This window comes from Mycobacterium sp. E3305 (assembly GCF_001666785.1).
Taxonomy (GTDB): domain Bacteria; phylum Actinomycetota; class Actinomycetes; order Mycobacteriales; family Mycobacteriaceae; genus Mycobacterium.
Genome location: NZ_LZJA01000144.1, coordinates 17670 through 31816, shown reverse-complemented (window position 1 = coordinate 31816; position 14147 = coordinate 17670). Strand labels below are relative to the sequence as shown.

At 66.5% G+C, this 14147-nt stretch carries 11 protein-coding genes; 2 read left to right on the top strand and 9 right to left on the bottom strand.

All coding sequences use genetic code 11. The annotated features are described in order from the left end of the window. Positions 1-413 precede the first annotated feature (413 nt). Positions 414-4190, top strand: coding sequence for a methionine synthase (gene metH / locus A5701_RS13300; RefSeq protein ID WP_067753904.1), 3777 nt, complete (start codon positions 414-416; stop codon positions 4188-4190). 34 nt (positions 4191-4224) lie between these two features. Beyond that, complete coding sequence (locus tag A5701_RS13295) at positions 4225-4512, top strand: hypothetical protein (RefSeq protein ID WP_067753901.1); 288 nt, start codon at positions 4225-4227, stop codon at positions 4510-4512. 22 nt (positions 4513-4534) lie between these two features. Here A5701_RS13295 and A5701_RS13290 read toward each other — a convergent pair whose 3' ends face one another. Genes A5701_RS13290 through A5701_RS13250 form a run of 9 tightly spaced genes read right to left on the bottom strand, consistent with a single transcriptional unit; the run spans position 4535 to position 14147 of the window. Beyond that, complete coding sequence (locus tag A5701_RS13290; protein WP_082969739.1) at positions 4535-5302, bottom strand: mannan-binding family protein; 768 nt, start codon at positions 5300-5302, stop codon at positions 4535-4537. Next, positions 5299-5982 (bottom strand): hypothetical protein, encoded by a 684-nt coding sequence (locus A5701_RS13285; RefSeq protein WP_067753898.1) that lies wholly within the window; start codon positions 5980-5982, stop codon positions 5299-5301. Before A5701_RS13285 ends, A5701_RS13290 begins: the two co-directional genes overlap by 4 nt. Positions 5983-6006: 24 nt before the next feature. Further along, complete coding sequence (locus A5701_RS13280) at positions 6007-7266, bottom strand: MlaD family protein (RefSeq protein WP_067753895.1); 1260 nt, start codon at positions 7264-7266, stop codon at positions 6007-6009. After that, entirely contained in the window at positions 7263-8489 is a 1227-nt protein-coding gene (locus A5701_RS13275) for an MlaD family protein (protein WP_156670080.1), read from the bottom strand. Before A5701_RS13275 ends, A5701_RS13280 begins: the two co-directional genes overlap by 4 nt. Beyond that, positions 8489-9604, bottom strand: coding sequence for an MCE family protein (locus A5701_RS13270; RefSeq protein WP_067753889.1), 1116 nt, complete (start codon positions 9602-9604; stop codon positions 8489-8491). Before A5701_RS13270 ends, A5701_RS13275 begins: the two co-directional genes overlap by 1 nt. Further along, a complete protein-coding gene (locus A5701_RS13265) occupies positions 9601-10647 on the bottom strand; it encodes an MCE family protein (RefSeq protein WP_067753878.1) in 1047 nt (348 codons plus the stop codon). Before A5701_RS13265 ends, A5701_RS13270 begins: the two co-directional genes overlap by 4 nt. Beyond that, positions 10640-11695 (bottom strand): MlaD family protein, encoded by a 1056-nt coding sequence (locus A5701_RS13260; protein WP_067753875.1) that lies wholly within the window; start codon positions 11693-11695, stop codon positions 10640-10642. The genes A5701_RS13265 and A5701_RS13260 overlap by 8 nt, the downstream gene beginning before the upstream one ends. Then, positions 11692-13272 (bottom strand): MlaD family protein, encoded by a 1581-nt coding sequence (locus A5701_RS13255; protein WP_067753872.1) that lies wholly within the window; start codon positions 13270-13272, stop codon positions 11692-11694. The genes A5701_RS13260 and A5701_RS13255 overlap by 4 nt, the downstream gene beginning before the upstream one ends. Positions 13273-13283: 11 nt before the next feature. Further along, a complete protein-coding gene (locus A5701_RS13250; protein WP_067753869.1) occupies positions 13284-14147 on the bottom strand; it encodes an ABC transporter permease in 864 nt (287 codons plus the stop codon).

Below are 14147 nucleotides of genomic sequence, written 5' to 3'. Positions count from 1 at the left end.
AGCGGTAGTTACCAAGGTTAACCAGTGTGAAGCCGAACGTATTTCGCCCTGACGGCGTCGACGCCTGCTGCCGATGTCGTCGACGGTCAGAACGGCACGCACCCCACAAGGATAATCGTCCTAGGGAATGCCCTTGAACGGTTGACGGGACCCTGCCCACAACGCCGAACATCGGCAGCAGGCGTCGACGCCGTCAGGGCGAAATACGTTCGGCTTCACACTGGTTAACCTTGGTAACTACCTCGTCGCAGGCAGGACCCTAGGGCTGTCGATCGCGGCGATGAGTTGGGCGTCCAGACGTCGATCGGGGGACGACGTAGACTTTTCTGGTCGAGAGGCGTTGCAACGGATCTCCGGTCTCACCGGTATCCGCCACGCTCGGCAGAGTCAAGGGCGCCTTCCGCTACGGAAGGATGCACGTGAACGTCCCTGTAAAAGACGCGGAGCCAGAGACCTTCGTGCCCGACATCCGGCCCGACTGCACCGCAGAACTGACGGCCGCTCTGCGCGAGCGGATCGTGGTGATCGACGGCGCGATGGGCACGGCGATTCAGCGCGACCGGCCGGACGAGGCCGGCTACCGCGGTGATCGGTTCACCGAGTGGCCGACCGCTCTGCAGGGCAACAACGACCTGCTCAACCTGACGCAGCCGCAGATCATCGAGGGGATCCACCGCGAGTACCTCGAGGCCGGCGCCGACATCCTGGAAACCAACACGTTCAATGCGAACGCGATCTCGCTGTCCGACTACGGCATGCAGGAGCTGGCCTACGAGCTGAACTACGCCGGCGCCGCCCTGGCCCGCAAGGCCGCCGACGAATACGGCACGCCGGATAAGCCCCGCTACGTCGCCGGCGCCATCGGCCCGACGACGCGCACCGCGTCGATCTCGCCGGACGTCAACGACCCCGGGGCCCGCAACGTCTCCTACGACCAGCTGGTCGCCGCCTACCTCGAAGCCGCCAACGGCCTGGTCGACGGCGGTGCCGACCTGCTCATCATCGAGACGATCTTCGACTCGCTGAACGCGAAGGCGGCGGTGTTCGCCGTCGAGACGCTGTTCGAGGAGCGCGGACGCCGCTGGCCGGTCATCATCTCGGGCACCATCACCGACGCGTCCGGGCGGACGCTGTCCGGTCAGGTCACCGAGGCTTTCTGGAACTCGATCCGGCACGCCAAGCCGCTCGCGGTCGGCCTCAACTGCGCCCTGGGCGCCCCGGAGATGCGGCCCTACATCGCCGAGATGGCGCGGATCGCGGACACCTTCGTCTCCTGCTACCCGAATGCCGGACTGCCCAACGCCTTTGGCGAGTACGACGAGACCCCGGAGCGGCAGGCCGGCTACATCGCCGACTTCGCCGAGGCCGGCCTGGTCAACCTGGTCGGTGGTTGCTGCGGAACCGCGCCACCCCACATCGCCGAGATCGCCAAGGTCGTCGAGGGCAAGGCGCCGCGCGAACTGCCGGAGATCCCGGTCGCCACCCGGCTCTCGGGCCTCGAGCCGCTCAACATCACCGACGACTCCCTGTTCGTGAACATCGGTGAGCGCACCAACATCACCGGCTCCGCCCGGTTCCGCAACCTGATCAAGGCCGAGGACTACGACACCGCGCTGTCGGTGGCCCTGCAGCAGGTCGAGGTCGGTGCGCAGGTCATCGACATCAACATGGACGAGGGCATGATCGACGGCGTCGCCGCGATGGACCGGTTCACCAAGCTGATCGCGGCCGAACCGGACATCAGCCGTGTCCCGGTGATGATCGACTCGTCCAAGTGGGAGGTCATCGAGGCGGGCCTGAAGAACGTGCAGGGCAAGCCGATCGTCAACTCGATCTCCATGAAGGAGGGCGAGGAGAAGTTCATCCGCGAGGCGCGGCTGTGCCGCAAGTACGGCGCCGCCGTCGTCGTGATGGCCTTCGACGAGCAGGGCCAGGCCGACAACCTGGAGCGCCGTAAGGAGATCTGCGGGCGCGCCTACCGGATCCTGACCGAGGAGGTCGGCTTCCCGCCCGAGGACATCATCTTCGACCCGAACTGCTTCGCGCTGGCGACCGGCATCGAGGAGCACGCGACCTACGGCATCGACTTCATCGAGGCCTGCGCCTGGATCAAGGAGAACCTCCCCGGGGTGCACATCTCCGGCGGCATCTCTAACGTGTCGTTCTCGTTCCGGGGCAACAACCCGGTCCGCGAGGCGATCCACTCGGTGTTCCTGTTCCACGCCATCAAGGCGGGCCTCGACATGGGCATCGTCAACGCGGGTGCGCTGGTGCCCTACGACTCGATCGATCCGGAGTTGCGGGACCGCATCGAGGACGTCGTCCTGAACCGTCGCGAGGATGCGGCCGAACGGCTCCTGGAGATCGCCGAACGGTTCAACAAGACCGAGAAAACGGACGATCCCGCCGCCGCCGAGTGGCGCAGCCTTCCCGTCCGCGAACGCATCACGCACGCGCTGGTCAAGGGCATCGACGCCCACGTCGACGACGACACCGAGGAGTTGCGCGCCGAGATCGCCGCCGCGGGTGGCCGCCCGATCGAGGTGATCGAGGGCCCGCTGATGGACGGGATGAACGTCGTCGGCGACCTGTTCGGCTCCGGCAAGATGTTCCTGCCCCAGGTCGTGAAGTCGGCCCGGGTGATGAAGAAGGCCGTCGCGTACCTGCTGCCCTTCATCGAAGAGGAGAAAGAACAAAACGGGACCGCAGCGGCGAAGGACACCAACGGCACCATCGTGATGGCGACCGTGAAGGGCGACGTCCACGACATCGGCAAGAACATCGTCGGGGTTGTGTTGCAGTGCAACAACTTTGAAGTGATCGACCTCGGTGTGATGGTGCCGGCCCAGAAAATCCTGGATGCGGCCAAGGAGCACGACGCCGACATCATCGGACTGTCCGGGCTGATCACCCCGTCGCTGGACGAGATGGCCAACTTCGCCGTCGAGATGGAACGCGAGGGGCTCGAGATCCCGCTGCTGATCGGTGGGGCGACCACGTCGCGCGCCCACACGGCCGTGAAGATATCGCCGCGTCGCAGCGGTCCGGTGGTGTGGGTCAAGGACGCCTCGCGCTCGGTGCCTGTCGCGGCGGCCCTTCTCGACGACAAGCAGCGTCCGGCCCTGCTGGAGGCCACCGAGAAGGACTACGCGTCGTTGCGGGAACGGCACGCGCAAAAGAACGAGCGGCCGATGCTGACGCTGGAAAAGGCCCGCGCGAACCGGACGCCGATCGAGTGGGACGGCTACACGCCGCCGGTGCCCGCTATCGGTGCGGGGGTACGTGAATTCCAGGACTACGACCTGGCCGAATTGCGCGAGTACATCGACTGGCAGCCGTTCTTCAACGCCTGGGAGATGAAGGGCCGCTTCCCCGACATCCTCAACAACCCGGCCTCGGGCGAGGCCGCCCGCAAGCTCTACGACGACGCCCAGCAGATGCTCGACACCCTGATCAAGGAGAAGTGGCTGACCGCCAACGGGGTGATCGGGTTCTTCCCGGCGAACGCGGTCGGCCCGGGTTTCGAAGACATCGAGGTCTACACCGACGACACCCGTACCGAGGTACTGACCACGTTGCGCAACCTGCGCCAGCAGGGCGAGCACCGGGACGGCATCCCCAACCGGTCGCTGGGCGACTTCATCGCGCCCAAGGAGACCGGGCTGGCCGACTACGTCGGCGCCTTCGCCGTCACCGCGGGGCTCGGCAGCCAGGAGAAGATCGCGGAGTTCAAGGCGGCCCTCGACGACTACAGCGCGATCCTGCTGGAGTCGGTCGCCGACCGGCTGGCGGAGGCGTTCGCCGAGCGGATGCACCAACGGGTCCGCAAGGAGTTCTGGGGATTCCAGCCGGACGAGCAGCTGGACAACGAGGCGCTCATCGATGAGAAGTACCAAGGAATCCGTCCCGCCCCGGGCTACCCGGCCTGCCCGGAGCACACCGAGAAGGTGACGCTGTGGAAGTTGATGGACGTGAAGGAGCGGACCGGCATCGAGCTGACCGAGTCGATGGCGATGTGGCCCGGCGCCGCGGTCAGCGGCTGGTACTTCTCGCACCCGCAGTCGCAGTACTTCGTGGTCGGCCGGTTGGGCCAGGACCAGGTCGCCGACTACGCGAAGCGCAAGGGCTGGACACTGGCCGAAGCCGAGCGCTGGCTCGCCCCGAACCTCGGCTACATCCCGGAGGACTGAGCCCAAGGGCTCAAGGGGACATTCAGGGGAAGGGATGTTCATGCTCGAGGGAGAGTTGAATCGCATTGCCGACATCGCCGTGGAGGCCGTCAGTGTCACGGTCTTGCATGTCCGCCGCATTGTCGGAGCCCTTTGCACCGCGCTCGACCGCACGAAACGCGAAGTTGGCGACTTAGCTTGGGACTATGGCGATCTGGCGACAAGCGTCGGTTTCTCGGCTCGCCGTAACCGCGCGTCCACCGAGCACGACGGTCGGGAGACGCTCAGCGAGCACGCGGACAACGTGATATCGATCGAGCTGCGCCGTCGGAAGGCCAACTGAGACAACGCCAAAGGCGCCGGTGCTAGATGCGCAGCACGGAACTCAAGGCCGCCAGCGGGACATGCGCCTGCACCGTCCCGCCGTCCATGTACCACTGCATGACGCCGGGGGTGAAGTTGATCGGCTCATCGTGCCCCACCGGATAGTCGGGCATGTACAGGATCAACTCGTCGGGCGTCACCGCCCACGCCTTGTAGGCCCCGGAGTAGACCTTGTCCGGCGTCCAGCGGTCGATCACGAACGGGTAGCTGCCCGGGTCGTGCTGCGGCGGCGCCTGATCCAGCGCTGTTTCGATGAACGGTTGGGCCAGCGGGGGAATGGCGGTCAGCGGGTTCGACGTCGTCAGGTCCGCCAGTTGCACTCGCCGGCCGCTCGCCATGTCGAAGGTGAAGGTCCGGTAGGCGTTGTTGAACTTCGGCCCGTCGGCGTGGTAGTCCTCGTGGAACACCGCGCTGAGCAGGTTTTGATGCCGGAATACCTCGAAGTTCTCCTCGCCATAGCTGTCGGCGGCCATCTGGGAGTTGGCGGTCTTCCAGTTGTTGACCAGGGTGTGCAGGTAGTCGCGGATCACCGGGCCCGTGGTCGGGTTGTCGACCAGGTCGTCGGGCACGGCGACCTTGATGTCCCGCACGGCCTTGCGTTCCGACGTGACCGAGGTGTGGCAGTACTGGCCGTCCCAGTCACCGCCCAGCTCCCCGCAGAATGAGGGTGCCGACGCGTGGGTGACGGCGGTGGTGGGAACCGTTGCGGCGGCGGTCAACACCGTCGCCGCGAGCATCCGGCGGATCACAGCAGCTGCACCTTCTCGGCCCGCCAGCGACCGTCGACCTTCTCCATGGTCATCTTGATCCGGCTGCGGTCGATGCGCGGGTCGGGCGCGGCCGTGTTGGTGACGGTCTGGTCGATGAAGACCAGCACCACAACCCTGTTCGTCGACTCGGACTGGATCGCCGAGTCCACCACCACGCCGTGCGCGGTCGCCTTGTTGTCGATCAGCAGCTGCCGCAGTTTCACGCTGGACTGGGTGTACATGTCTTTGAACTCGCCCGTCGCGCCGTCAAGAACCTGCCTGAAGTTGTCGTCGACCTTGTTCGAATCAATGCTCGTCAGCACCTGGGCGTAGGCGATGGCGGCCTGCTGGGCCTGTTCGCCGGCCAACTTCACCTGGTGCTCCTGCCACTGCCGCCAGCCGAGGAAACCCGAAACGGCAAGTGAGGCAACGAGTAGCGCCGGCAAAGCGCCGCGACGCAGGTAGTGCTTCCAGGGGCGCCCGCGGCGATCGGGCTCGCGCCGCTTGCCTTTGAGCAGCACGCCGTCTTCTTCGTCCGGCCGGTCTTCGTCGAGCTGTTCGTCGTCGACGCGGACCTCCTCGGCGTCTTCGGTTGCGACTGGGGGTGTTTCGTCGTCCGGCTCCACCTCGGCGCGCACCTCGGCCTTCGGGTTCTTCTTGGTGGTCACGATCACGATCAGCTCCTCGAGATATGGGTTGACGGCTCAGTGCGGCGGTTCGATCGGCAGAGCCGGGCCGCCGTAGGGGGTGGGAATGGTGTAGCGACCCTGCGGGATCGGATCCGTTCGACGGCCCAGGTCCGCACCCGGCGGGGGACCGGCGGTGTCGTCGCCGCCCGGCCGCGGTGCGTTCTTGGCTCCCCGGATCGAGACCGCGGGGTCGTCGTCGCGGCAGTAGGTGTACACGAACGGCTCGTAGTAGTCGGCGGCGGAGGAGGCGTGTGACGGCGTCCCGTAGTCGCACACATAGCGCGGGTAGAGGTCGGCCGTCGCCCAGACCCCGTGATCGTGAAATGCGCTCGCCACCGCGTCCAACACGGACCCACGGTAGTCGGGGAAGAGCGCGTTGAGCGCCGGAACCCGTAGATAGAGCAGCTGCGACATGGTCGCCATGCTGCCCAGCAGCTGCACCATCGTGTCGGAGTTGTCGGCGAACAGGTTGTCGACCGCGGAAAGCGTGCGCGGGGTTTGCCCGGTCAAGCGGCGATAGCCGGCCTGCATCCTGGCCACGCCCGTCAGCGTTCGGTCGAGTTCCGTTGCGGCAGCGCCCAGTCCGGCGTTCTTGTCGCTCGCCAGGGTGAGCACCACCCGGCTGGTCTTGATGATGCTGGTGGTTTGGGGCAGCACCGAATCGAGCGTGGAGAGCAGAAACGTACCGCCGTCGACGATGGCGGTCAGCTTCGCCGGGCCCTCCTTGCTCAGGCTGAGTTCCTTCTTGATCAACTCGACCTTGTGGGGGTCGACCTGGGCCAGCAGCCCGTCGGCGTCGCCGAGCAGCTGCGCCAGGCTGACCGGAACGGTGGTGCGGTCGGAGGTGATGAGGCTGCCGTCGTGCAGGTACGGCCCGGCGTCCGAGGTGGCCTCGAAGTTGATGTACTGCTCGCCGGCCGGCGACAGCGCCGACACGTGCACCACGCTGTTCGCCGGTATCCGCACGTTCGACGTGATGCTGGCGATGGCGTTCACGCCGTTATCGGTGATCCGCAGCGACTCGACCCGGCCGACGCGCACCCCCCGCAGCGCGACATCCTGGTTGGGCAGCAAGCCGCCGGATTCCGGCAGCTGCACGGTGACGCGGTAGGTCGATGCGAAAGGTTTCACCCGCAACGCTCCGATGAGCAGGTAGGCGGTGGCGACGACCAGAATGAGCGCCAATCCGGCCACCGACAGCCAGACCTGTTGCCGGTGACCGGTACGCACCGCCCGGACGATGGCGTTCGCGACGTTGTCGACGGTGCGGATCATGGTCGCGGTCCCGGCGGTGGTGGTGCCGGCGGCGATGGTGCTGGCGGGGGTCCGGGGGCGACGTCGATTTGGCCGGGGATGTTCGGGTCCGGAACCACCGGAACCTGTGGCGAATTCGGCCCGCGGCCGACCACCCGTTCTTGCAGACGCCACAGGGTGTACTTCAGGGTGCCGACGAGCAGGTTCACGTTGTAGTGGTGCGGCCCGTGCAGTCCGATGTCACCGGGGAACCCGATATCGGGAAGCGATCCGAGCATGATCTTGTCCACGCCCACGTTCACCGAAATCGAGTTGCCCGCGGTCGACTTGACCAACGGCGGAATCAGCCGGTTGAGCGCCAGCCAGCTGGTATCCGGGCTCATCGCAACGTCATTGGCAGCCCCGGCGACCGTGTTCAGGTCGCGGATGATGCTGCGGCCGCTGGTGTCGGTCCCGCCGATCGACGGGAACCGGGCCAGCAGCCGGGAGGTGTCGCCCACCTGGATCGCGACGTCGGAGAGCTGGGCGGTGTTGTCGGCCAGCGCCGAAGTGGCGGGACCGGCGGCCGCCATCAGCTCGCTGATGGTTTGGTTCTTGGCGTCGAGTTCGTCGGCCAGGTGCGACAATTGGGTCAACGCGGTCGAGATCTGGCCGGAGCGCGAGTCCAGCGTCCCGAGCAGCTCGTTGGACTTGCGGATCATGTCCCCGAACGCCTGGCCCTGGTCACCGGTCGCCTTGCCGAAACCGTTGATGATGTTGGTGAAATTGCGCACCGCCCCGCCGTTCACCAGGATCGCCGCCGAACTCAACACCGACTCGACCGTCGCGGCGGCCGCCGTCGAGTCCAGGCCGATGGTGTCGCCGTCCTTCAACAGTGGCGCCTCCGGATCACCGGCCGCCGGCGGCTTCAGGGCGACGAACACGTCGCCCAGCGGTGTCGCGGTTCGCAATTCGGCGGTGCTGCCCCGCGGCAGTTGCACGCCGTCCCTGATGTGCAACCGGGTGACCGCGGTGTAGTTGCGCGCGACCATCGACTCGAGCTGCCCCACGTCGGCGCCGGCGAGTTTCACCTTGGCGTTCATCGGCAGGTTGAGCGCGTTGGAGAACACGGCGTTCAGCGAGTAACCGCCCGAGCCCAGGCCCGGGGCCGGAAGGGGCAGGCTGGCAAGGCCGTTCGTGGCGCATCCGGCGGTCACCAGCGCCGCGGCCGCCGCCGCCAGCATGCCCCGGGGGACCGCGGTCATCATTTCTGCCCCATGGCGGCCATGCCGTCCAGCACATAGGTCAACCCGAAATCGGGGCCGAAGTCCTGTATCGTCCCGGTGCTGCAGCCCAGTTGCCGAAGGCCCATCAGGTTGCAGATCTCTTTAGTGTACTGGCTGTCGAAGAGCAACCGATCCGTCAGAAACCGCGCCCGGACGCTGCCGTTGGCCCGGTCGATCATGTTGTAGGCGTTGTCGGCCACCAACGGAGCCAGGTCCAGGAGTTCGGCCAGGTCGCGTCGCTGGTCGGTCACCGTCTGCAGCGTGGCGTTGCCGTTTCGGGCGGCCTGCTTGATGTTGTCGCGGTTGGCGTCGAGCAGGTCGCCGGCCCGTTGGATCAGTTCGTCGAGTTTGCGTCCCGTGGTGCCGCTGCCGAGGTCCTCGTCGGCCATGATCTGGCTGACTTGGTGGATGGTGGAGGCGAATTCACGCAACTTGGTGTCGTTGGCGGCCACGGCATCGAACAGGGAGCTGATGTTCTTCACGATCGTGGTGATCTGCTCGCGGGTCGCCGCGCCACCGTCGCTGGACAATCGCAGCGCCTTGGACAGCTCGCCGAGCGCCGCCTTGATCCTTTCCCCGTTGCCGTTGACGACCTGGGTGCCGCCGTTGAGCACGTCGGCGACCGGCCCGCCGCCGCGGCCGTCGCCCTCGAGCGACTTGGTCACTTTGTCCAAAACGTTGAGGACGCTGCTGAATTCGACGGGCGTCTTGGTGCGCGGCAACCCGATGGTGTCGTGGTTCTCCAGCGTCGGTCCGCCGTGATAGGGCGGTGTGAGTTCGATCTGGCGGTCGGTGAGGATGGAGGTTGACACCGTGACGGCCTGCGCGGTGGCGGGAACCTTGACGTGGCGGTCGACGGTGAATTCGACTTCGACGTAGCCGCCCTTGGCGGTGATCTTGGTGATCTTGCCGACCGACATGCCCAGCACCGCCACCTCGTTGCCCTCGTAGAGGCCTGAGGCGCTGTCGAACTGGGCGGTCACGGTAATCGTGTCCTCGTCGGACCCCAGACACCACCAACCGATGCCGGCGGCCGCGGCGATCACCGCGAGGGCCGCGATGACGGCCACCGATTTCGACGCGAGCGATTTCACTTGCAATCCTTGAAGTACTGGATCATGCCGAACTGCTTGGCGCGGCCGCTGATTGCGCACATCCACGAGTCGATCAGTGGGACGTTGGGGGCGTTGAAGTTGATCGCGTTTCCGTCACCCGTGAGGTTGGCCGCCTCGCGGAAGAAGATCGGGCTGGTTTGCAGCATGCTGTGCAGCAGGTCGTCGTGCCCGGACATCAGGTTGGTGAAGTCGCGCATGTCCTTGATCAGCGCGTCCAGGGCCGGCCGGTCGTTGACCACGACCTGGCTCATGGTGTCGACGAGGCTCGACAGGGATTGCATCATCGCGTGGAAAACGGCTCGCCGCGCGACGAACTGGCCCAGCAGGTCTTGGCCCTGGTTGACCAGGGTGCCGATGTCGGCCTGCTGACGCCGCAGCGTGTTGGTCACCTGTTCGGTGCTGCGCAGCAGCTGGCCCAGCTGGTCACGTCGGAGCGCGATGATCGACGAGAGCGTGTGGATGTTCGAAATCGCTTGCGGCACAACCGCAGGCAGTCCTTCGAGCTGCTTGCCGAGCACTGCGAGCGACTGCGCGAACCGGTCGGAGTCGACCTGTTCGAAAGTGGTGGTGGCGTCCTGCAGCGCGGCTTGCAGGTCGTAGGGCACCTCGGTGTGTGCCAGGTCGAAGGTGTTGTTGGGCAGGTGCGCCGCGCCGGCGGGTTCCAGCGAGAGGTACCGCGAACCCAGGATGGTGGTGACCTTGATCTGCGCCCGGGAATCCTTCCCGAGCGCGATGTTGTCCCGAATCTTCAGCCCCGCCTCGACGTGGTCGCCGACGAGTTTCATGCTGGTGACGTTGCCCACCGGGATGCCTGCGACCACGATCGGGTTGCCGGCCCGCAGCGAGGCGGCTTGCAGGAACTCGGCGGTGTAGTGCCGATATTCGGCGCCGAGCGCGTGCACGAGCAGCATCACCCCGATGATCACCGCGACCACCGCGACGGCGATGAACCCGAGCCAGGTCTTGTTGTAGCTTTCCAGCGGTCGTTTCCTCATCCGCTGCCACACCGACGCGTCAGCCATCCGCCGTGCTCCTGCATCTGGGGCTGTGCCACGCCTTATTGCCCGGGGTCGCGGCGTTGACGATGATCGGCACCACGTCGTTGAGGCCGGGGAAGAACCCCATGAAGTTCACGTCGCACACGTAGGCGTTGCCGTAGGCGCCTTGGTTGCCGACCCGGGCGAGCCCCTTGAGCAGCAGCGGAATGTTGTCGCCGAAGAACGCCACCTGCGGTTCGACCTCCATGATGTGTTTGGTGGCACCGGGCTGGCGGTCGATGAACTCGCGCAGCGCCGGGTACACGTCCGTCGCCGCGGTCGACAGCCGGTCGGTCACCCGGGCCAACGAACCGACCGAGGCCACCAGGTCGGGGCGCCGGACGTCGAGCTCGCCCACGACGCCGCGGGTCTGGGTGATCACCCCGTCGAGGTTGTCGTTCTGCTGGGCCAGGTTGGCCATCACCTTGTTGAGATTGGTGATCACGCTGCCGAGGGCCTGGTCCCGGCCCGCGAATGTCTCTGTGAGCGTTGAGGTCTGGCCGACGAGCGTGGTCAGCGACGACGTGTCGCCTTGCAGCGAGGCGATGATGCCCTTGGTGAGGTTGTCGGCGTCGTGGGGGTTCAGCAGGCTGAACAACGGTTCGTAGCCGTTCAGCAGCGTGGTGACGTCGAAGGAGGGCTCGGTGCGTTCCAGGGGAATCGTGCTACCCGGTGGGAGCTGCTGCGGGCTGCCGTCCCTGCCCAGGGACAGCCCGAGGTAACGCTGGCCGACGATGTTCTGATAGGTGACCGACGCGAGGGTGTTTCCGAACAGCCGTTGTTCCTGCTGCACCACGAACGAGACCTTCGCGAGATTCCCCTCGAGCTCGATCTTTTCGACCCGGCCGACGCGCACGCCGGCCATCCGGACGTCGTCGCCTTCGCGCAACCCGTAGACGTCGCTGAAGACCGCCGAATACGTGGCGGTGTTGCCGGCCACGTCACGGCGCAGGCTGACGTACACCAGCCACGTCAAGGTCAGCGAGACGACCATGAACAGGGTCAACGCGACGAGCGGGCCTCGAAACCTCATTTGGCCTCCCCGGGCGGATGAGCCGGCGGATGGGTGATGGACACCGTCGTGCCGCGGGCGACCGGGCCCAGCAGCAGCTCGGTGGCGGCGGTCGCAGGCTCGCCGGTGATCACGCCCAACATGTTCCGTTCGTACTGGCTCCCAACGGGTCCCACGTTCCCGCCGAACGACGCCTGCGGGATCCACGGTGCCTTTGGCGCCACCGGTGCGACCCACGGTTCGTGGGGCTGCGGCGTGGCGGGCGCCCCCGGCGACGGGTTGTCGGGGTTCGCACTCCCGGGCACTGGCGGTGACGGCGTGATCCCCGCGGGCAGTGGGGGATTGGGATCGGACAGGTTGGGGTTCGGGTTGATCAGCGGCGGACCCACGGCGACGAGATTTCCGTCCGGGCCGATCACCGTGCCCGGTGGCGGGGCCAGATCCTTGGGCGGTTGATAGTTCTGCGGCAGCAGGACGTCGGGAAGGTCGGGCCGCACCGGTATCAGCGGTGCGGTGAAACAGCTGGGTCCCTTCAGCTCGCCGTAATGGGGGCAGTCGGCGCGGGTGTAGGTGGAACTGGGGGTGAACGTCAGCATCGCGCGCATGTTGCCGAGGTTGGTGACCGGGTTCCAGACCTGCTCCATGAACTGGTTGGCCAGGTTGTCCAGCTTGGCGACCGCGGGCACAAAGTTATTGGACTTCTGCGCCAGCACACCGAGCACGGGCGTGAAATCGGTTGTGATCCCTATGAGTTGGTCGATATGGTTGCCCAACGACTGGCGCGTGGTGCCGACCGTGTAGTCAGCGCCCGACAGCAACGCGGCCAGCTGACCGCGCGTCTCGGCGAAGGTCCGCATCGGCTCGACGGCCTGGTGCAGCGCGTCGAGCAAATCGGGGGCGGTCTGCGCCAGCCCCCGAGTCGCATCCAGCAACGCGGACACCGTCGAGGGGCCGGCGTCGGTGCTGACAATCGAATTGAGCTGGTCGAGAAGGCGATTCAATTGCGCGCCGGCGTTCAGGAGGCTGACGCGGCGGTGATCGGTGGCGGCGCCCAGCGCGGCCAGGATCCCCACCGACCGGTCGTCCCGGTCGCGGCCCGCCGCGGCGAGCAGGTCGCGCAACTTCGTCACGGTCGTCTGGAACAACACCGTCGGAAGCCGCTTGTCCTCCGGAATATGCGCCCCGTCGCGGATCGTTGCCGCTGGGCGCTCCCGGTTCGGGGAGCCCACCAACTGAACCGACGACACGGCGAAGACATTGCTGGGCACCACGCGCGCGGTCACGTTGGCCGGGATCGAGCCGGCGAATTCTTCCTTGAGGTCGATGTGGACGTAGTTGGGGTTGCCGTGCGCCGCGGGCACGACGCCGTCGACCATGCCGACCAGCACACCGTGGTATTTCACGTCCGACCTCTGCGGCAAGCCATCGCCCACGTTCACCAGATCGGCGACCACGCGGACGTAATCGTTGAGTCTGCCAGTGGATTTGACCAACATCGCGGTGGTAAGCAGCGCGCTGACCACCACGACCGCGATGCCGATGCCGAACAGCTGCCGGTCGGAGGGGCCGCGCCCGTCCAGCTCAAAGGAGTTCGGCATGTTCCCCCGACCTACCCGCCGAACCGTGCGCCGGAGTCGACGCCCCACAGCGCCATGGTGAGCAGCATGTTCACGATGATCACGACGGTGATGCTGGCCCGCATGCCGTGGCCCGCGGCGACCCCGACGCCCTCCGGTCCGCCGCCGGCGTAGTACCCGTAGTAGCACTGGATCGTGGAGGCGATCCAGACGAAGATGACGGCCTTGATCAGGGAATAGACGATGTCCTGCCCCGCCAGCATCAACGTGAAGTAGTGCAGGTAGGAACCGGTCGAGCCACCGCTGCCCAGTCCCACCACCACTTGGGTGCTCAGGTAGCCGATCGCCAGGCATGCGGCGTAGAGCGGGACGATCGCCACCACCGAGGCGATCAGCCGGGTGGTGACGAGGTACGGAATCGGCCGGATCGCAATCGATTCCATGGCATCGATCTCTTCGGCGATGCGCATGGAGCCCAGTTGGGCGGTGAAGCGGCAGCCGCCCTGCATGGCGAAGGCCAGCGATGCCATCAGCGGGGCCAGCTCGCGGGTGTTGACCAACGACGAGACGAAACCGGTGGCGGGCCCCAGGCCGAGCAGGTCCAGGAAGTTGTAGCCCTCGATTCCCACGAGCGCCCCGACCGTCATGCCGAGCACGACGGCCACGCCGGCGGTGCCGCCGCCCACCACGATCGAGCCGTTGCCCCAGGTGATGTTCGACAGCAACCGCAGGAACTCGCCCCGGTACTGGCGCAGGGCAAGCGGGACCGCGACGAGCGCGCGGACGAAGAAGACCAGCAGGTGCCCGAGCCGAATGATCGGCACTTTGCCCCGTCGGTAGAGCCGGACGAGCGGGACCGAAATCGGTGCCAACGGTTGATAAGCGGACGCCGTCAT